Genomic DNA, 18,925 nt, shown 5'->3' with positions numbered 1-18,925 from the left:
AATGGTTTTTATGGGTTCGTCAGGTACCGTTTGCGGAATCCTCCCTGTTTTACCAACATTAAATAGTTATTAATCCTCTAATTATAATAGATAATTGAATCAATAAATAATTTCTATGATATAGTTATAGTTGTGAAAGGTAAGATGTTTTCGTAGCGTCTTGCAACGGGGCAAGGAGCTACTACTTCTTTTTTACAAAAACAGTAGATAAGGAAGGGTAATATGAGCTCCATACAGCAAAAAACAGACGTTATTTTGATTGGTGCAGGTGTCATGAGCGCAACTCTGGGAGCATTACTAAAAGAATTGGCACCGGAGTTGGAAATCAAAGTTTTTGAGAAACTCGCAAAAGCAGGCGAAGAAAGCTCGAACGAATGGAATAATGCGGGTACTGGCCACGCGGCACTCTGTGAGCTGAACTATACATCCGAGAAAGCTGACGGGTCTATAGATATTAGCAAAGCGATTAAAATCAATGAACATTTTCAGCTGTCCAGACAATTCTGGGCTTACCTTGTAAAAAACAATCTCATCCAAAATCCGCAAGACTTCATCATGCCAATACCTCATATGAGTATGGTGCAAGGTGAAAAGAATGTAAGCTTTTTGAAGAAGCGTTTTGAAGCGCTGGCAAACAATCCTCTCTTTCAAGGTATGGAATACTCCGATGACCCTGAAAAACTGAAGGAATGGATTCCGCTTATCATGGAAGGCCGCGCATCGAATGAACCAATAGCTGCAACCAAAATCGACTCTGGTACGGATGTCAATTTTGGTGCTTTGACACGTATGTTGTTTGAATACTTGAAGACGAAAGACGTCGCGATTAACTACAATCATGCTGTTGAGGATATCAAACGTACGAGCGACGGCATGTGGAAATTGAAAGTGTACAATATGGGCACTGGTAACATCGAAGAGCATATTGCCAAATTCGTCTTTATCGGCGGTGGCGGCGGAAGCTTGCATCTGCTCCAAAAAACCGGTATTCCAGAGTCCAAACATATCGGTGGTTTCCCGGTAAGTGGATTGTTCATGGTTTGTAAAAATCAGGAAGTGGTTGAGCAGCACCATGCAAAAGTGTACGGTAAAGCAAAGGTCGGCGCTCCTCCAATGTCGGTACCGCATCTGGATACCAGATACATCGACAACAAAAAATCCTTGCTGTTTGGACCTTTTGCGGGATTCTCTCCAAAGTTCTTAAAAACAGGGTCCAATATGGATTTGATCACTTCCGTAAAGCCGAACAACGTCATCACGATGTTGGCGGCAGGCGTAAAAGAAATGGCATTGACCAAATACCTGATCGAGCAAGTTATGCTATCGCATGAAAAACGTATGGAAGAACTACGGGAGTTCATTCCGAATGCGAAAAGCGAGGATTGGGGTATCGTGGTAGCGGGCCAACGCGTGCAAGTTATCAAGGATACACCAGCAGGAAAAGGTACCCTTCAATTTGGTACAGAAGTGGTTAGTGCTGCTGATGGCTCCGTAGCTGCATTGCTCGGCGCATCTCCAGGTGCTTCTACAGCTGTTCAGGTTATGCTTGAGGTATTAGAAAAATGCTTCCCACAACGTATGGCAGAGTGGGAACCGAAAATCAAAGAAATGATTCCTTCTTATGGCGTGTCACTCATGCAAAACCAAGAGCTTCTCCACGAGATTCAACGTTCGACTGACGAGGCGCTGGGTCTAAGCGAGAAGGAACTGGCTTATAGTTAATTAGTTAATGGCAATCTTACAGTGAACCTTCGATCCGTTTTTGGATTGGAGGTTCTTTCTTTCATTCTGGTAAACTGCTTGTTCCTCATCGGCTGCGGTGCTAGCCAGGAACAAATGTCTACTGCCGGTAACAATCAATCATCCGCACAGCGGGTCATTGAACACTATTCCGGAAAAACCACCATAAAAGGGGAGCCGAAGAAAATTGCAGTGCTTGATTATCGGCTGGCTGACTCACGTTACTCTCTTGGCATCAAGCCCTATGCCATGGCAAAAGAATATCGGGTTCATGGTCCGAATCAGCTGTTTGCCGCGACGATTGCCCGCGATTTGGGATTGAAGCCGCTCCCTCAAGTGGAAGCTATGAAAAAGTTTGAAGTTATTTCTATGGAAAAATTGCCGGAGTTGAATCCAGATCATATTTTCATTCAGGTTGGAAATCCAGCCAAGGGTCCAAACGAAGAATCCGATAAGAGATTCCAAGAGTTAACTAACAGCACTTTATGGCAGCAGTTAAAAGCAGTCAAAAACAATCATGTATATGTCGTTCCTCACTGGATCATCAGTGATTTCCCCCACATCAAGGAGAAATCGATAGCGCCTGTCCTTGAAAAAATGAAGGCAGAGTAAGTCGCGGCCGCGTTCATTCGGCAAGCTAAGTTTAGGCATAGATTCATATGGAAGCCACTCCGATGAGTTGGGGTGGCTTTGTCTGTTATCCGAAGGAGTGAACGATCACTGACTGATTATGACTATTAATGATTGTTTTTGATTGAGTTTGAATGTATAATCAAAATCAATCCTGGTGCAACTAGGAGAAGGGAGGATCACGATGCTAACCCCTGAACGTCATCAACTGATAGTAGCTTTAGTGAAAGAAAAAGATATTGTGCGCATTCATGAGCTTGTGGAAGCGACTGGGGCATCGGAATCGACGATTCGGCGAGATTTAAGCGAATTGGAAGAACAGCGCTTGCTTAAACGCGTGCACGGAGGGGCGTCTGTGCTACAGAGCAAAATCGAAGAGCCGACGATTCTGGAAAAGTCGGTCAAACATGAGCGGGAGAAACTGGCGATCGCCAAATATGCCGCCAGTTTGATAAAACCACACGACTCTATTTTCATCGATGCGGGAACTACGACGTATCAGATGCTGCCCTATTTACCTTACGAAAATATCATGGTCGTTACCAACGGGGTGGACATTGCCCTTCAGCTTATCAAGCGAAACATCAGGACGATCCTGCTGGGCGGAGAATTGAAAGCGGCTACACTGTCGATGGTGGGGCGTGATGCGATCACTGCGCTCAGTCAATACCGATTCGACAAATGCTTTCTCGGGACCAACGGCATTGACCAACATCACGGTCTGACCACACCTGACCCGGATGAGGCATACGTCAAGCAACTGGCCTTGCAATTTTCTGACGAGCGATTTGTCTTGACCGACTCTGACAAGTTTTCCAGGGTCACCTTTGCCAAAGTGGGAGACCTGCAAGGCATCACGGTAATCACGGATGACGGTTTGAGCGAAGAGGAACAACAAGTTTACGGCAGATTATCAACTCTTAAAGTGGTGAAAGCATGATTTACACAGTAACCCTGAACCCATCGATTGACTACCACTTGTGGATTACTGCTCTGTCGCAAGGAACTATTCATCAGGCCCAAAAAGAGTGGAAGGTCGCTGGCGGAAAAGGCATAAATGTATCAAAGGTTCTCCGCATACTCGGGGAAAACAGCACGGCGCTGGGGTTTGTCGGTGGGTTTACGGGAGCGTTTATTCAACAGCAGATCGAGCAAGCCGACATCTCTCATGACTTGATTCAAATCGGACAGGATTCCAGAATCAATTTAAAAATAAAGGCGCAGACCGAAACGGATATCAGCGGAGTCTCACCGGACATCCCGGAGGAAGCGCTCCAAAGGCTGATGCAACAGATCGACAGCTTGCAGAGCGGCGATTATCTGGTACTCGCGGGAAGCGTGCCGAAAAGCTTGCCGTCTGACATGTATCAGACGATCATGAAGCGGCTGCGTGGCAAGGGCGTCCGTATTTTCCTCGACGCAAAGGGAAAAGCGCTTGAAACCGGTTTGTCGGAAGAGCCGTTTCTCATCAAGCCCAATCATCATGAGCTGGGGGAACTGTTTGGGGTGACGATTGCCACACCAGCAGAGGCGATCGAGATGGCGCGTAAGTCTTTGCAAATGGGCGCACAGAACGTCATCGTGTCGATGGCTGGTCAGGGTGCTGTATTTGTCAATCGGCAAGCGGCCTATGTCGCCCAGATTCCGCAGCGCAAACCAGTCAATTCGATCGGTGCCGGAGACTCGATGGTTGCCGGATTCCTTTATGGCTATAGGCAGGGAATGGATACGGAAGCGTCGTTTCGTTTTGCCGTCGCCGCGGGGAGCACGACTGCCCTGTCGGAAGACTTCTGTACACATGAAAAGATAAAAGCATTTCTTCCGGAAATCACAATAACCGCCATTTGATAAAGGGGGTTCAACGATGAATAACGAGATTCGCATTGTCGATTTGCTAAAAGCTGAAACGATTCTTTTCCCTCTGTCTGCTTCCTCCAAGGAAGCGGTCTTAGATGAGTTGATTGAAAAATTGGACGAAGCTGGACGGCTCAACAGCAAGGAAGAGATGAAGCAGGCCATTCTCGCCCGCGAGGCACAAGGCTCCACCGGAATTGGAGAAGGAATCGCCATCCCGCATGCCAAGACAGCAGCGGTCAAAACACCTAGCATTGCGTACGGTTTTTCCAAAGAGGGCGTTGATTTTGACTCGTTGGATAACCAAAAAGCACATCTTTTCTTCATGATTGCGGCTACTGAGAACGCCAACCAGGCCCATCTCGAAACATTGGCATTGCTTTCTCAGATGCTCATGGATGAAGCATTTCGTCAGGAGCTGACGCGCGCAGAAACCAAGGAACAGGTTCTCGAGATTATCACGCGCAAAGAAAAAGAAATCCAGGGCGAAAATGAAAGCGTTGTAGAGAGCAAGGAGCTAGAAGAGCAACAGGAAAGACAAGAGACCTCAAAGAAACAGCCGATAAAAGTAGTTGCGGTAACCGCTTGCCCGACCGGGATCGCCCATACGTACATGGCCGCCGATGCGCTGAAGAAAAAAGCAGCAGAGCTGGGGATTGCCATCAAGGTAGAGACGAACGGTTCCGGGGGTGTGAAAAACAAGCTTTCTTTGCAGGATATTGAGGAAGCGACAGCGGTGATTGTAGCTGCTGACAAGCAAGTGGAGATGGAACGCTTTGCTGGCAAGATCGTGATTGAAGTGCCGGTTGCGGAAGGGATACGCAATACCGAAGAACTGCTTCAGCGCGCAGTAGAGCAAAAGGGAAGCATTTACCGCGGAGGCGGGACCAGCTATCAGGAGGATATCCAAGAAGCAAAGGCGGAGAAAAAAGCGAAGCAGCCTGCTTTTTACAAGCACCTGATGAACGGTGTATCCAACATGCTCCCGTTTGTCGTGGGTGGCGGGATTATCATTGCGCTAAGCTTTATGTTTGGGATCAAGGCGTTTGATCCAAACGATCCGTCCTTCCATCCGCTGGCTAAAGTCCTGATGGATATCGGTGGAGGAACTGCGTTCAAGCTGATGATCCCGGTATTGGCCGGGTTTATCGCCAAGAGCATCGCTGACCGTCCTGGTTTTGCTCCCGGTATGGTAGGAGGCTTGTTGGCGGCTACTTCCGGCTCGGGGTTCCTCGGAGGAATCATCGCAGGGTTCCTGGCCGGATATATTGTGGTCGGATTGAAAAAAGTGTTGGCTGGACTACCCGAATCGTTAGAAGGTATCAAGCCGATGCTGTTGTATCCGCTGTTTGGGATTTTGCTTACAGGCTTTGTCATGGTGTACGTAGTATCTGACCCAATCGCTGCCGCCAATACGGCGCTGGGTGACTGGTTGAAAAACATGGGCACTGGTAACGCCGTCATCCTTGGTGTGATTTTGGGTTCAATGATGGCCTTTGACATGGGTGGCCCTGTCAACAAAGCAGCATTTACGTTCGGGATTGCGATGATTGCTGAGGGAAACTATACCCCTCACGCAGCCATTATGGCGGCAGGGATGACTCCACCGCTCGGAATCGCTTTGGCGACTACTTTGTTCAAGAAGAAATTTACCATGGAAGAGCGGCAGGCGGGTAAAACCGCGTACGTCCTGGGAGCATCCTTCATTACGGAGGGGGCGATCCCGTTTGCGGCGGCTGATCCGACACGCGTCATTCCTTCTCTCGTAGTTGGCTCTGCCGTAGCTGGCGGGTTATCGATGCTGTTTGGGTGCACATTGCCAGCCCCTCATGGCGGAATATTCGTTTTGCCGGTAATCGGCAACTGGCCGCTTTACCTTGTTTCCATTCTTGCCGGAACAATGGTTACGGCACTCATGCTAAAAGTTCTGAAAAAAGATGCGGTAGAGTAAAAGGAGCTGGAACCAGATGTTGACCAAAACTTTCACCATTCAAAATCCGACTGGACTGCACGCCCGTCCGGCAACGTTATTCGTACAAAAGGCTACCTCGTTTCCTTGTGAGGTAAACGTGATCAAGGGCACGAAAAAGATCAATGGTAAAAGCATCATGGGCTTGATGACACTGGGTGCGAAGATGGGGGAGCAAATCACCCTTGAAATCACTGGAGAACAAGAACAGGCAGAGCAAGCAATGGAGGAGCTTGGCAAATTGCTCATGTCAGTTCACGGGTAACATGACAGGAAGCCCCCTCTGGACACCAGGGGGTGCGGCTTCGATAAGGAGCGATTGTAATGCTGCAAAAAGGGATCGCTGCAGCTCCCGGAATCGTGATTGGACGAGCTGTTGTACAAAAGGAAGAGATGGTTCAGTATGAACGACGTATCCTTGACCAAGATGAGGTGGCCGCAGAACTTGCGCGATTTCGGGAAAGTGTGAGAGCGGCAGATCTGGAGCTCGAGCAAGTCAAGAAGAAGGTCCGCCACGAGATGGGCGAAGAAGAAGCGAGAATCTTTGAAGCCCACCAGCTTTTTTTGCAGGACCCGGAGTTTATTGGTGCCATTGAGGAGAAGCTGGAATGCGAAAGAGTGAATGCAGAAGCAGCTCTGGAGGAGGTTCGTGACAGCTTTGTCGCCATTTTTGAGAGCATGGATGACGAGTACATGCGGGAGCGGGCGGCGGATTTGCGCGATGTCAGCCAGCGTCTGCTGAAGAATCTGCTCGGCATACACGATCAGTTGCAAGCGGATTTCGCTGAGCCGGTGGTGCTGGTTGTACACGATCTGACGCCATCCGATACGGCACAGTTGGACAGGGAAAAGGTAAAAGGATTTGCAACGAATATAGGCGGCCGCACGTCTCACTCCGCCATCATGGCACGCACCATGGAAATCCCGGCGGTGGTAGGCATGTCGGACATTACAGAGCAGCTGCAAACCGGGGATCTGGTCATCGTCGACGGCCTTGAGGGCGAGGTACACATTCGACCGGACGAAGCTGTCGTCGCAGCCTATGAAGCCAAGCAGCAGGCATATTGGAAACAAAAAGAGGACTGGGCTCGTCTGGTTCATGAAGAAAGTGTTACCGCCGATGGGCACCGCGTGGAATTGGCAGCCAACATCGGGAATCCGCGGGACGCCGTGCAGGCCGTTGAAAATGGCGCCGAGGGGATCGGACTGTTTCGTACCGAATTTCTCTATATGGGGCGGGAGCAGTTCCCTACGGAAGAAGAGCAGTTTGCGGCTTACAAAGCAGTTGCAGAAACCATGGGCAAGGATCGACCAGTTGTCATTCGAACATTGGACATCGGCGGGGACAAGGAGCTTTCCTACCTCGATCTGCCGAAAGAATTGAATCCGTTTCTAGGCTATCGAGCCATCCGGCTTTGCCTGGACCGCGTGGAACTGTTTAAGACGCAGTTACGAGCTTTGCTCCGGGCAAGTATATACGGCAATATCAAAATCATGTATCCAATGATCGCCACTATAGCTGAGCTGCGTCGAGCGAACCAGATCCTGGACGAAGTGAAGGCAGAGCTGAGCAACCAAAGCATTTTGTTTAACGATCATTTGGAAGTAGGAATCATGATCGAGGTGCCAGCTGCCGCGATGATCGCAGACCAGCTCGCCAAGGAAGCCGATTTCTTCAGCATCGGGACCAATGATTTGATTCAGTATGTGATGGCAGCGGACAGAATGAACGAGCAGGTCGCCTACTTGTACGATCCGTACCATCCCGCCATTTTACGGCTGGTGAATCAGGTAATCAAGGCGGCCCATCAGGAAGGCAAATGGGTCGGCATGTGCGGAGAAATGGCCGGGGAGGAATTGGCGATCCCGATTCTGCTGGGGTTGGGACTGGATGAATTCAGCATGAGTGCCACTTCCGTTCTCCGGGTTCGCGATTTGCTGAAAAAGCTGGATTACAAGTCGCTACAGGAAACAGCACAACACGTCCTCACCCTGGAGAGCGGCGAAGAGATCAGAACCTTTATCAAAGAGGAAATTTTGAACAAGCTGTAATGGCCGGTATAGTTGGCAAAATGATAAGGCTCCGCCATGATGTGTGGCGGAGCCTTTCATTCATCTATCTAAAAACGTTAAACCAACACTACTCTACTACCGCCTCTAATGTCACATCCACCTTCACAGTCCGCGTAACCGACTCATCTTCCTTAGAAGTAATCGTCACATACAGAGTAACGGTCTCTTCACCTTCGGCAGGCAGCTCCTTCAAAATCCCCTCATCGTCGATAAGCGTCTCATCAGAGCTCTTCGTCACCTGATAAGTCACATCATTGCTCTCTTCCGGCAGGGCAAGCACTGGTTGATCCAGCTCTGTAATGTTCGCAACCTCAAACTCGAATTGCTCCTCGGCTTCTTCCACTACCTTAGACAAAACCGCGTTTTTATCAGAGGCCTTAATCATGAAGGATTTCCAAGCCTCGTATTCTTTTACAATCTGTTCACCCTTCGGCTTGCTTTGGTCAACGACTCGACCGACGAGCTTCAGCTTGTATTTGCCTGGATCGAGCTTCTTCGCTACTTGGCCACCATCGTAGTAGGTACCATCGAGATTAGAGAAGGTGATAGGGCCTGGCGCGATCAACGCGTAATTGTTGAACACGGATGCGAGCGTACCGACGTATTTATCGTCCAAGTTCCATGCTTCAACAGAGATCTGGTTCACGTCTTTGGCTTGCAGCTCGGCTTCGAGTGTGAACGAATCCTCATTGCCATCGCCATCAGGCGTGATTGTCGTATCGGAGAGCTTCAGGTTGTCGAAACCAAAGTTGGTATCCTCACGCTTGTCTCCCACGTGTACAGCAAACGGCAGGCGCAGGTCAGGGTTTCCTTTGGCTGTCAGCAGGACTTCCCCTTCATACACGCCGTCTTTTGCATCGGAGTCAACGGACAGGTTGAGCTCAAATGTGGTCGCATCGCCTTTTTTAGCGGAGATGGAATTGTCGGAGATTTCCACATCGATGTCATCCACATCTGGCGTTTTGGAGCCTGGCTTGTACGGATCTGTCGTGACGGATGGATGCATGATCACTTTTGCATCGTAAGAAACATCCTTTTTGGACAGGTTTTTCAGCTGGAGTGTTTTCGTAACGGTATTGCTACCAGCCTTCAGCAAGCCAAAGGAAACGTTATCCGCATAATACGGAATGGTCTTCGGTTCAAAATCTTCGCCCAAAATGGTGAGCTGCTCTACTGTTGTCAGAACAGCAGGTGTTTTCGACGCGGCATGGCCGTTTACGCGGCCTGCACCTTGGGAGTACACATCGTACAGTGTGCCATCTGGGCTGTAAAGTGGTTTTGAGGTATTCGCGAGCGCTGCCTTGATATCGGCAGGTGTCCAGTCCGGATGTGCCTGTTTCATCAGCAGGGCAAGACCGGAAACGTGCGGAGCCGCCATGCTTGTACCGTTTAGACGAGCGTATGCCTTGTCGTACTTGGCGTCAGGGATCAGCTTGCTCCAAGATGGATAGCTGGAAAGAACGGCTACACCTGGCGCAGCCAGATTCGGCTTGATGCTGTAATCGTCGCCCATGATTGGACCGCGTGAGCTAAAGCCGGCGATGCGGTCGCCCGGGTCATTTGTGCTTGGGTATTTTTCTGAGAACGTGAACGTCAGTGTTTTCGCTTTTTCAGGGTTAGCCAGCAGCTCTTTTGCCAGTGTACGGCCTTCCAGACCCTTCATGTCAAAGGTAGGGATTGCTTCGATCTGGTCACCCAGAATCGTGCTGACGTAGCCCTCGCGATCACGGATATCCAGGTCAGCTACGCCATCCCCGTCGATGTCGTTACCGTTAAAGACCACGATAGCGACAGCACCAGCTTTTCGGGCGTTTTCGATTTTTTCCGTGAAGCCGAGAGAACCGCGGGAAACGAGAGCGACTTTGCCTTTTACATTTGCCTTTTCAAAATCGCTGCGAGAGCCAAGGTTGGCATAGACGACTGGCAGCGGTTTGGTTCCAATGATGGAGGCGAAGTTATCCTTTCTGACTTGCCATGCCATCACAGGGAATTCGTAATTGGCTCCGAAGGAAGAGGTTGCTGAGCCGTCATATTGCACGGTAGGGGAGTCTACCGCTGCAACTGTGATCGGCAGCCTCGCACCAGAAGGGGAGCCAGCCGTGTAGAAATGTCTGCCGCGCTCATCGTCGGCCGAATTCCCACCCGATACAACCGTAATCACACCAGACAGCACCGCGTTATTCACAGCGATGGCATCTGGGGAGTCAGAGTCCTTTTCCAAAGCGGAGCCAAGCGACAGGTTAATGACGTCCATGCCGTCTTTCACCGCTTTTTCGATACCGTCGATGACCTGAGCGGAGCTACCGCCGCCTCGGCCCAATACGCGGTAGACGTAGAGGTCTGCACCGTAGGCAACCCCTTTTACCTGTACATCTGAGGTTTTGTTTTTGGCGCGTCCTACGATCGTGCCGGATACGTGAGTTCCATGGCTGGAGCCTTCATATCCTTTTCCATCGCGGTCCTCTTCCACAGGGATTGGCGCTTGTTCATAAGGATCTTTGTCATTGTCGAAGGAGTCATATCCGCCTTTATAAGCATCCTTGAGATCAGGGTGCTTGTAATCGACACCCGTATCGATGACGCCGACCTTCAATCCTTTCCCTGTCAAACCTTCCTTCCACATATCGAGCACGCCAATTTGTTGGAGAGGGGCCTGATCCCATTTGGTGGACGATGCTTTCTCGCTGACGGCATCAATTTCGGGAAGCTCATAATACGTATTTTGATAAATGCGTTTCACCTGTGGCAGTGCAGCCAGCTCTTCCAGCTCGTCGGCTGACACCGTTACTTCCATTCCGTTGAATACATGCTCAAACTTGCGCTTTACCTTCAATTTGACCTTGTTGTCTTTTGCTTCATCGAGGAAGGAGGCTTGTTCATCCTCTACTTTCGCTCGCAACGATCTAACGGAAGATTCTGAATCTTCACTGTGTTTAGCCGTGATCGAAGGTTCACTTTGCAGTTCAATAATGACACTGACGTTTTTGTTAGAACTGGTGTTCAGCAGGGGGGAGATTTTCGAGATTTCGGAGCCAATCTCTACTTCCGCATTGGTATACTCGTTTACTTTTTCCCAATCCTGTTCACTAAACTCCGCCGCTGCCAGTGCATTGTAAGGAAGGCCACTCAGCATGAGTGCTGCTGCAAGCGTAAGAGAAGCGAGAGTACGCATCTTCTTCATCAGTCCACTCTCCTTAAAAAATATGTATAAGACGATTTGCATAAGTATTTCTCTTCTCGTAAGACTATTCCTTTTATTGAGAAAAAGCTTTTTATCGGGTAAATTCGTCAAAAATCGACAAAACAAACTGTATTTTCAATCTAATCAAGGAGAATATAGTAGAAATTTGTTGTTTTTTGCCAATTTATTTTCTATATTTTTCATAAGACATAGGTCAGGAGAGGATAATCGATGATCAAGTTGAAAGATATCGGGAGTTTCGAAGAGCTGCCAGAAATCGCGATGCATATTTATCAAGGAAATGTCCCGGCTTTGCAAGATGCGATTGCGGCAGGCTGGGATATAGAAAAGGGCATCGTGCTAAGCGAATATACGACGATAAGTCCGTTGGATCTGGCACTTGTATCGGAGAAACTAGAAGTTGTTAAGCTGCTGGTAGAGCATGGCGTTAATCTGAATGTCAAAAATAAACCGGCTTTTTTGAAGGCCGTACGTTATGGCAAGGAAGAGCTCGTTCGCTATGTTGCAGCGCAAGGAGCCAAGCTGGACATGGTCAATCAGGTGCGCTCAGGCGCTTATTCAGAGGCTTACTATGGCAACAAAAAGAACATCCCGCTCATTCAAGAGCTGGGACTGGATATAAGACTGCATGGCGGTGATGTATTGCGTGAAGCCGTGTCGGATCATGACCTTACGACCACGGCCTACTTGCTCGATCATGGGGTGGACATCAATTACAACAAACCGAATATGGTGTATCCGTATCAAGCGACCCCATTAACAGTGGCTACGCGCTTGGGGAATGTCGCCATGGTTAAGTATTTGGTTGAACGCGGTGCGGACGTTATGGTTGCGGAAAAGGGTGGCGAGCGGCCTTATACCATCGCGGTCAGCAATAAAAATACGGAGTTGGCTGCGTATTTGAAATCGATGGAACCTGCCGAGCTGCATGATGTGGAGAACAAAAAGTACGAGCTGCAAAAATATAAACTGACTGACGAACTGATGGGCTTTCTTACCAGAGAAGAGCTGCGTCTTGAGCTGGCGGACAATGATTATAGCATTGAGTACATCGACTTTTTCACATTGACCGATACGATTGAAATGAAAATCGGACGGCAAAAGCTGCTGCGTTTGTCTGCCGAAATCGACAACTACTCCCATCTGCATCTCGTGTGGAATCCGAAGAAAAAAGGGAGCATCGGCTGCTATGATGAGGAGCATAAGGAGTATGCGGACTTGTGCAGCTTTACGGAGTTCCTTGAGCAGCCGGAGGTGTATCTGATCAAGTTTATGGAAGGCGAATTAGATTCGATGTAAAAGGAAAAGATCACAAGGGCCCTCGATAATTCGGGGGCTTGACAGTAAAATTTATCCAATGGTAAGATCGTGAGCAAGAAACGAAAGGAGGAGGATTAAACATGTTCGCATACGTAATCAAGCCTGAAACAAACAATGTAGCGATAAAATCCAACTCCATAGGTATGCCTTTTACGCAATTGCGCTGTTTAAGGGTGAGCCAACTCCGTTTCTCATAGATTGCGGATAACGCCCCTACGATAACTGAATAGCCCCAAGCGTAAAGGCTGCGATACCATGCTGCATTTTTTCATCCAGGAAGGAAGGAATGAGCATGAAAGCGGCTTTTTCTATTGAAAAACAAAGAACATACGTTCCTATAAAACAAATAAAGGTGGTCTTCTTTTGAGCAACACGCCGATCAAATATTTCATCAATCAGGAAGTAAAAGTAGAAAACAATGCGGTAGAGGAGCTTCATCGACTTTTAGAGGTGAATGAAACAATTGAAACGCTTCAAAAGCATTCACCCGATTATTTTGACGATCCCAATACCGGGGTTTTGGAAGTAGCCATTACGCCCGATTTTCACAAAGGAAGTGGCATCCCTGTAGGCACGACGCTGTTTACACGTGGGTTTGTACTGCCGCAAGCGATTGGCAACGACATTAACTGCGGGATGCGTCTGTATGTCACGGATTTGCACGAGGAACAGATTCGTACAAATCTGGATGCGATTGAACGGAATGTGCGCCATGTTTTTTTCGAAGGGGGCCGCAATATTCCCATGACGCGGAATATGCGCGAAAAAATGTTCAAGGAAGGCCTGATCGGCATACTGGACAGCCACAAGGAAGCGAATGGCGAGGGAATTTGGCGTTACTACAACGAGAAGCAGCAGGAGCTCGATTTGAACCATGTCAATAAAATGGGGTCCTTTATCGCGGAATCGACGATTGGCCTCGATGACTTTCTCGGTCCTGCCGAGCTTTCCCGGGATGCACAAATCGGTTCACTTGGCGGCGGGAATCATTTTTTTGAGATTCAGGTGGTCAAAAAAGTGCATCAGGGCTCTATCGCCAGTCAATGGGGGCTGAAAGAAGGGCAAGTCGTTCTCATGATTCATACTGGATCTGTTTCCATTGGTTATCACAGCGGGGCATGGATCAAAGAGATGCTGAAAAAGATGTACCCGACGTCCTTGAAGCATCCAGATAACGGCATGTATCCACTGCCTCTTTCGGAGCGTTCCCTTCCACAGTGGAAAATGTTTTGGAGTCTCCTGCACAATGCGGCAAACTTTGCATTTGCCAATCGATTGATGCTGGGGCTAATGATGTACAAATCGATTTCCGATGTGTTGGGCGATTTTGAACACAGGCTGTTGTACGATGCGCCACATAATTATTTGTGGGAAGAACAGCTGGAGCAGGTGGGCGGATTTTTGCATCGAAAAGGGTCGTGTACGGCGAAATCGGCTGAACAAATGATGGGCACGCCGTTTCAGTATACGGGCGAACCTGTGTTTATCCCTGGTTCCATGGGCTCGCACAGCTTTATTTTGGCGGGGCTAGGCAATCGGGACAGCTTGTATAGCGCAAGCCATGGCGCAGGTCGTGCGCTCTCTCGCGGGGATGCTGTGAAAGTGGACGATGACCGATTTCGCGAGTTTCTCGCTAACTTCCGTGTGATCAATCCGATTGATCCGAAGCGGGCGGACTTGCGTGGACGGAGCGATATTTTGAAGAAATGGGAAGAAGAGCTGAAAAAAGAGGCGCCGTATGCCTATAAAGATATTACTCCGGTGATTCAGTCGCATGTGGATCATGGGATGGCTGAGATTGTGGCCGAAGTGGCGCCGATTGCTACGGTGAAAGGCTAGATAGGAAACTCCCCTCCGAGCATTCGGAGGCTTTTCTTCTTGTTAAGAAAAAAGAGACCGTTCAGAATGAAACGGTCTCTCCTTGTACTTCACTCACGAAGGCATGTGTATTCTCTTCTGTGTCTTTGAAGAAGGTCATCCACGTTTCCGTTTGCCCTATTTTGGCTACGAGATGTGGCTCGTCGATAAACGTAACGTCCCTTTTTTTAAAATCTTCAAAAGCGGTTTGAATGTCATCCACTTGAAAGTAAAGGACGGAGCTGGCGTGTGCAAATTGTTCTTTTTCCGGTAGGCTCAGCATGAGGCGAAGTCCGTTACATTCAAAGAACGCCATATTGCCTGTCTGAAACAAAAGAGGGAGCCCGAGTTGCTCTTTGTAAAAATGGACGGCCTTTTCTAGGTTTTTGACAGGGATGCCGATTTGCCCTACTTTTTGAATCAGGTTCGTTTGCATGATAAAGTCCCCCTTTTGTTCGCGTTTCCTTATCAGCATAAACGAATCCAATGATTATTTCTTATCCAAAATCACTTTTTTTCTGAATGACAGAGGAGAAATCCCGACATGCTGCTTAAACATTTTGCTAAAGGAAACAGGGTTACTGAATCCAACCTCAAAGGCGATGTCGGTCATACTGAAGTCCAGTTTGGCTAACAGCTGCTTGGCTCGTTGTATCCTGTATTCCGAAATATGCTGGTGGGGCGTTTTTCCATACACTTGGGCGTACGCTCGCAATAAATGGTTGGGGGATAAACAAGCAATCTGTGCGATCTCATCGAGCCTGATTGGTTGATCATAAAAAGCCCGTATATAATCGTGGGCGGTACTGATTCTTCGATATAGCTCCTCGCGCGTTGATTGCCGAAGCGCGTGCAAAGCGTCCATTTCTTTTCTTACATCGAGATGCCCGAGCAATAGGGTCTGCATAATCTGGTGAAATTGTTCTTCATAACCAATGGATTCCGGATCAAGGATGGTGAGACGCTCGTTCAAAGCCGCTAACTGAAATGCCAGTGTATGGCTCGTATGATAGGTTTTTTCAAAGAAACCGATCGAAGCCGTTTCCTTATACGGATCACTGAGAAGGAGGTCGGTTGAATCCACGAACGTGCTTAAAATCTCCTCGCCAAAACCATGCCGGAAGAAAATACAAAGCGATTCCACATCCTCATCTTCGTCAATGGAAATGGTGTATTCCCCTTCGTTCAGCAAGAGATACCTACCCTCATCTACAGCAAAAAAGCCTTTACTCGTCTTGTAATGTGCCCTTCCATTACGAAATGTTTTAATGGAAAGCTGCCCGTCCCCTTCCCAGTAAAACTGCTTGCTTTTTGCGTGAAGAACATAGTTCCTAGAAGGCTTGTCGGTCATTTCACGATATCCTGCAACGTCTTATCGATATGGGCAAAACGGAACTGATATCCTTCACGCTCAAGTCTTTCTGGAATGACCCAGCGGCTTTTTAACACCAGCTCTGTTTCCGTTCCGATCATCATGGCCCCCATTTCCAGCATCCATTTGGGAGAAGGAAGTCCGAAGCTCCGATTCATCACGCTGCGAAAATGCTGCATGAATTCACGGTTTGTGACGGGATGGGGAGAAGAACAATTGAATACGCCGCTTAAGTCCGTTCGCTCTTTCAAAAAGAGAATGATCTGGAAGATATCTTCGACATGAATCCAGCTAAAACGCTGATTGCCAGACCCTTGTACACCCCCGAGTCCAAAGCGAACGAGATTTTTGTATGGATCGATAACCCCGCCGTTTTCGCCCAGCACGATCGCCATGCGTAAGGCTACTTGTCTCGTATTCGGCAAATCAAAGGAAAAGAAGGCAGATTCCCACTCCTTGGCGACATCAACGGAAAAGCCTGTTCCAATCTCCCCGCTCGCTTCTGTCATGGGACGATCCTCTGCATGCCTATAGATGGTGGCAGTACTGGAATTGAGCCAGAGCGAAGGCGGGTTTTTGCAAGCCAAAACAGCATTGCCGAGTATGTGAGTGGTCTCTGTCCGAGATTTCAGGATTTCTTTCTTGTTCTTCTCATGGTAACGACAGTTGACGGATTTGCCCGCCAGGTTGATGAGCAGCTCGGAATCTTCCAAAGCTTCTACGATTTTCGCGTGATTGTCCCATGTGATATGAGGGGAAGTTCTAGCGATGATCATGACCTCGTAGCCAAGTTGATTGAATTTGTCTGTCAGATACTTGCCGATAAAGCCAGTGCCGCCGGCCAGGATCACTTTCTTTTTCATAAGATCAACTCGCTTCCATCGATGTACATATTTCTTACAATAATTGTAACATATTGCGAAGTGGCGGCAGCATGTATCCGTCATTCTATCGATTTTTTTGATAGACCATACAATACACAGGGACATCATCGATTTTGGTTTGTTCTTGTAACGTAAATCCGAGCTTTTGATACAAACCCACATTCCCTTCCTTTTCCGTATCCAGTGCGATTCCCTGCGATTCGTGGTCCTCCTTTATGGTTTGAAACAGGTGTTGCATCAGGGTTTTGCCGACTCCCTTGCCTTGAGCCTCCGGTTTTACGCCAATCATAATGAGGTAGTGATGATTCCATGGAGGAGCGGCAGAACGTGTGATGCGCATATAGGAATTAAGGAGTATCAGTGTTTTTCCAGAAAGTTGAAATACTAACGGGATCAATCTACCGATTAATAGGAGCCCCCCTTTTATATTCGAATGCTTGTTTGTTTGTGGTTTCTCGACGACGTAAGTGCCTAGCAAGCTGTCCTCGTCAAAAATGCCCCACACTTCCTCGTGAAACAGAAAGCTTTTATCAAACAGAAAAGATAGAAAGGCTGTAACGCTTTTTCTTGCTGTATGATCGAGCTCTGAATCCCCAAATACGTGCAAAAAGAAAGGATCACGCGAAAATGCCCTGCTCATGAGTGATACGAATGCGGGTTTATCCGACTTTGTGAGTTTGGAAAGGCGGTAGGAAGTCTTCATTTTTCTGTACCTGTGTCATCGATTACTTTCCCATAATGATTGACAGCGAAGCTAAATAAGACTTTTACCATAAAGAATAAGCAGGTGATCAACAGAAACGGATGCATCCCCGGCAGCAATGGTATCCAGCCAAGACCAACAGACAGGAGAATGCCTGCAACAAACAGCTGCGAACGATTTCCAAAAAGAGCATTCACAGCAAAAGCTCCTACAATCGTATAAGCCCATACCCCTATGGAATACGCGAGGTTTTGTTGTAAGAGAAGGGCAACCAGGATGATATGGACGTGAATGCCAATGAAGACGATGCGATTTTTTTTACGTGCGGCATAAAAATTGCTGGTTGAGATCGTAAAATTAGCTAGGCAGCCAGAAAATATATCGAATACAAGCAACAGTGCCAGCGTGCTGCGCCAAATGGGCAAGCTCTCCGTGAGTTCTGGGAATCGCAAATAGAGAGCAGTGGTCAGGACTCCGCCGAACAGCAGGATGGCTGCGATCGAGCCAATGCTCTGCTTTTCACCGAAGACATCATGCAGAAAAGTGGGAATCCGTATTTGTTTCATGATAAATTCACTCCTACCCCTCGAAATATGTAGTAAATATACTCATTCACTACAAAACAATTATAACTATCAAAGTCAGTCCATTTCAATCGTTTTGTAGTGAATTCATTGAATTGCTCTAAAACCTGAGCTACACTACAGAAAGAGGTGGAGAAGATGAATGGATTCGAACGACGAAAACAGAACAAAATCGATCAAATATACAGCGCCGCTTTTCAATTGTTCTCCAAGCATGGCTTCCAAAAAGTCAGCGTAAATGAAATTGCGCAGAACGCGAAGGTTTCTCCGGCGACCATTTATAACTACTTTGGGACAAAAGAACAGCTCTACGCGGACATGCTAATGAACTGGATGGACAAGCAGTTGGAGCAGTACGAGAGAATTCTCGATTCGGGGAGTTCTTTTCCTGAAAAGACAAAGGACATCATGCTGTTGGAATCCAAGAATTTGCATACCCTCACGGACGAGCTTCAGAACGCCCCCTTTTCTGAACTAAGTGGTTTGCTGCAACGAATCGAAAGTGAATACGAGCAAAAAATCAGGCATTTTTTTACGAAGTTTGTCGCGCTTGGGAAGCAGGAAGGTTATATTCAGGGTGATCTGACAGAAGAAATGATGATGATGTACTTTACGATGTACAAAAATGAGCTGGGACGTCATTGGGAAGCATCGGATCGTGAGCGAGTAACGCTAAGTATGGAGCAATGGGTGGATATGTTTTTCTTTGGGCTGGTGGGGCAGAAGCAGAAGTAGGA

Annotated in this window: 16 protein-coding genes; 10 read left to right on the top strand and 6 right to left on the bottom strand. The window is 48.0% G+C overall.

Going from position 1 to position 18,925, the window contains the following annotated elements; genetic code table 11:
* Positions 1 to 222 precede the first annotated feature (222 nt).
* From HP570_RS16910 to ptsP, 7 genes are all read left to right on the top strand, one after another.
* Complete coding sequence (locus tag HP570_RS16910; protein WP_173626472.1) at positions 223 to 1,722, top strand: malate:quinone oxidoreductase; 1,500 nt, start codon at positions 223 to 225, stop codon at positions 1,720 to 1,722.
* Between the two features lie 21 nt (positions 1,723 to 1,743).
* The gene (locus HP570_RS29960; protein ID WP_173626471.1) at positions 1,744 to 2,352 is read left to right on the top strand and encodes an ABC transporter substrate-binding protein; all 609 of its coding nucleotides are present in this window, start codon (positions 1,744 to 1,746) and stop codon (positions 2,350 to 2,352) included.
* Between the two features lie 202 nt (positions 2,353 to 2,554).
* Complete coding sequence (locus HP570_RS16900) at positions 2,555 to 3,310, top strand: DeoR/GlpR family DNA-binding transcription regulator (RefSeq protein ID WP_142497324.1); 756 nt, start codon at positions 2,555 to 2,557, stop codon at positions 3,308 to 3,310.
* Positions 3,307 to 4,218, top strand: coding sequence for a 1-phosphofructokinase (gene pfkB / locus HP570_RS16895; RefSeq protein ID WP_173626470.1), 912 nt, complete (start codon positions 3,307 to 3,309; stop codon positions 4,216 to 4,218). Before HP570_RS16900 ends, pfkB begins: the two co-directional genes overlap by 4 nt.
* A 16-nt stretch (positions 4,219 to 4,234) precedes the next feature.
* On the top strand, positions 4,235 to 6,175 hold the full coding sequence (locus tag HP570_RS16890; protein WP_173626469.1) for a PTS fructose transporter subunit IIABC: 1,941 nt from the start codon (positions 4,235 to 4,237) through the stop codon (positions 6,173 to 6,175).
* A gap of 16 nt (positions 6,176 to 6,191) precedes the next feature.
* Positions 6,192 to 6,458 (top strand): HPr family phosphocarrier protein, encoded by a 267-nt coding sequence (locus HP570_RS16885; RefSeq protein WP_064200244.1) that lies wholly within the window; start codon positions 6,192 to 6,194, stop codon positions 6,456 to 6,458.
* Positions 6,459 to 6,517: 59 nt separating this feature from the next.
* Positions 6,518 to 8,245: a phosphoenolpyruvate--protein phosphotransferase gene (gene ptsP, locus HP570_RS16880; protein WP_173626468.1), complete on the top strand. Its 1,728-nt coding sequence runs from the start codon at positions 6,518 to 6,520 to the stop codon at positions 8,243 to 8,245.
* A gap of 88 nt (positions 8,246 to 8,333) precedes the next feature.
* Here the strand turns inward: ptsP and HP570_RS16875 are convergent, their stop codons facing one another.
* Entirely contained in the window at positions 8,334 to 11,447 is a 3,114-nt protein-coding gene (locus tag HP570_RS16875; RefSeq protein ID WP_173626467.1) for a S8 family serine peptidase, read from the bottom strand.
* 231 nt (positions 11,448 to 11,678) lie between these two features.
* Between HP570_RS16875 and HP570_RS16870 the strand changes: the two genes are divergently transcribed.
* Positions 11,679 to 12,767: an ankyrin repeat domain-containing protein gene (locus HP570_RS16870; RefSeq protein WP_173626466.1), complete on the top strand. Its 1,089-nt coding sequence runs from the start codon at positions 11,679 to 11,681 to the stop codon at positions 12,765 to 12,767.
* A gap of 384 nt (positions 12,768 to 13,151) precedes the next feature.
* Complete coding sequence (locus HP570_RS16865; protein WP_173626465.1) at positions 13,152 to 14,627, top strand: RtcB family protein; 1,476 nt, start codon at positions 13,152 to 13,154, stop codon at positions 14,625 to 14,627.
* A 61-nt stretch (positions 14,628 to 14,688) separates the two neighbouring features.
* On the opposite strand, the gene HP570_RS16860 is transcribed toward HP570_RS16865, so the two are convergent.
* The 5 genes from HP570_RS16860 to HP570_RS16840 form a co-directional block, all read right to left on the bottom strand.
* Complete coding sequence (locus tag HP570_RS16860; RefSeq protein WP_087348604.1) at positions 14,689 to 15,081, bottom strand: VOC family protein; 393 nt, start codon at positions 15,079 to 15,081, stop codon at positions 14,689 to 14,691.
* A gap of 54 nt (positions 15,082 to 15,135) precedes the next feature.
* On the bottom strand, positions 15,136 to 15,996 hold the full coding sequence (locus HP570_RS16855) for an AraC family transcriptional regulator (protein ID WP_173626464.1): 861 nt from the start codon (positions 15,994 to 15,996) through the stop codon (positions 15,136 to 15,138).
* Positions 15,993 to 16,880 (bottom strand): TIGR01777 family oxidoreductase, encoded by an 888-nt coding sequence (locus HP570_RS16850; RefSeq protein WP_173626463.1) that lies wholly within the window; start codon positions 16,878 to 16,880, stop codon positions 15,993 to 15,995. The genes HP570_RS16855 and HP570_RS16850 overlap by 4 nt, the downstream gene beginning before the upstream one ends.
* 85 nt (positions 16,881 to 16,965) lie before the next feature.
* Positions 16,966 to 17,604: a GNAT family N-acetyltransferase gene (locus HP570_RS16845; protein ID WP_142497334.1), complete on the bottom strand. Its 639-nt coding sequence runs from the start codon at positions 17,602 to 17,604 to the stop codon at positions 16,966 to 16,968.
* Positions 17,601 to 18,170 (bottom strand): hypothetical protein, encoded by a 570-nt coding sequence (locus tag HP570_RS16840; RefSeq protein WP_173626462.1) that lies wholly within the window; start codon positions 18,168 to 18,170, stop codon positions 17,601 to 17,603. Before HP570_RS16840 ends, HP570_RS16845 begins: the two co-directional genes overlap by 4 nt.
* A gap of 156 nt (positions 18,171 to 18,326) precedes the next feature.
* Between HP570_RS16840 and HP570_RS16835 the strand changes: the two genes are divergently transcribed.
* Positions 18,327 to 18,923 (top strand): TetR/AcrR family transcriptional regulator, encoded by a 597-nt coding sequence (locus tag HP570_RS16835; protein WP_015893990.1) that lies wholly within the window; start codon positions 18,327 to 18,329, stop codon positions 18,921 to 18,923.
* Positions 18,924 to 18,925: the final 2 nt, after the last annotated feature.

Source organism: Brevibacillus sp. RS1.1 (assembly GCF_013284365.1).
GTDB classification, from domain to species: domain Bacteria; phylum Bacillota; class Bacilli; order Brevibacillales; family Brevibacillaceae; genus Brevibacillus; species Brevibacillus brevis_D.
This window is presented reverse-complemented; position numbering and strand designations above follow the sequence as displayed.

What these genes read in the sequence shown, in the direction of transcription:
- HP570_RS16910 (WP_173626472.1), top strand. Translation starts at nt 223, where the DNA reads ATGAGCTCCATACAGCAAAAAACAGACGTTATTTTGATTGGTGCAGGT.
- HP570_RS16900 (WP_142497324.1), top strand. Translation starts at nt 2,555, where the DNA reads ATGCTAACCCCTGAACGTCATCAACTGATAGTAGCTTTAGTGAAAGAA.
- pfkB (WP_173626470.1), top strand. Translation starts at nt 3,307, where the DNA reads ATGATTTACACAGTAACCCTGAACCCATCGATTGACTACCACTTGTGG.
- HP570_RS16890 (WP_173626469.1), top strand. Translation starts at nt 4,235, where the DNA reads ATGAATAACGAGATTCGCATTGTCGATTTGCTAAAAGCTGAAACGATT.
- HP570_RS16885 (WP_064200244.1), top strand. Translation starts at nt 6,192, where the DNA reads ATGTTGACCAAAACTTTCACCATTCAAAATCCGACTGGACTGCACGCC.
- ptsP (WP_173626468.1), top strand. Translation starts at nt 6,518, where the DNA reads ATGCTGCAAAAAGGGATCGCTGCAGCTCCCGGAATCGTGATTGGACGA.
- HP570_RS16875 (WP_173626467.1), bottom strand. Translation starts at nt 11,447, where the DNA reads ATGAAGAAGATGCGTACTCTCGCTTCTCTTACGCTTGCAGCAGCACTC.
- HP570_RS16870 (WP_173626466.1), top strand. Translation starts at nt 11,679, where the DNA reads ATGATCAAGTTGAAAGATATCGGGAGTTTCGAAGAGCTGCCAGAAATC.
- HP570_RS16860 (WP_087348604.1), bottom strand. Translation starts at nt 15,081, where the DNA reads ATGCAAACGAACCTGATTCAAAAAGTAGGGCAAATCGGCATCCCTGTC.
- HP570_RS16855 (WP_173626464.1), bottom strand. Translation starts at nt 15,996, where the DNA reads ATGACCGACAAGCCTTCTAGGAACTATGTTCTTCACGCAAAAAGCAAG.
- HP570_RS16850 (WP_173626463.1), bottom strand. Translation starts at nt 16,880, where the DNA reads ATGAAAAAGAAAGTGATCCTGGCCGGCGGCACTGGCTTTATCGGCAAG.
- HP570_RS16845 (WP_142497334.1), bottom strand. Translation starts at nt 17,604, where the DNA reads ATGAAGACTTCCTACCGCCTTTCCAAACTCACAAAGTCGGATAAACCC.
- HP570_RS16840 (WP_173626462.1), bottom strand. Translation starts at nt 18,170, where the DNA reads ATGAAACAAATACGGATTCCCACTTTTCTGCATGATGTCTTCGGTGAA.
- HP570_RS16835 (WP_015893990.1), top strand. Translation starts at nt 18,327, where the DNA reads ATGAATGGATTCGAACGACGAAAACAGAACAAAATCGATCAAATATAC.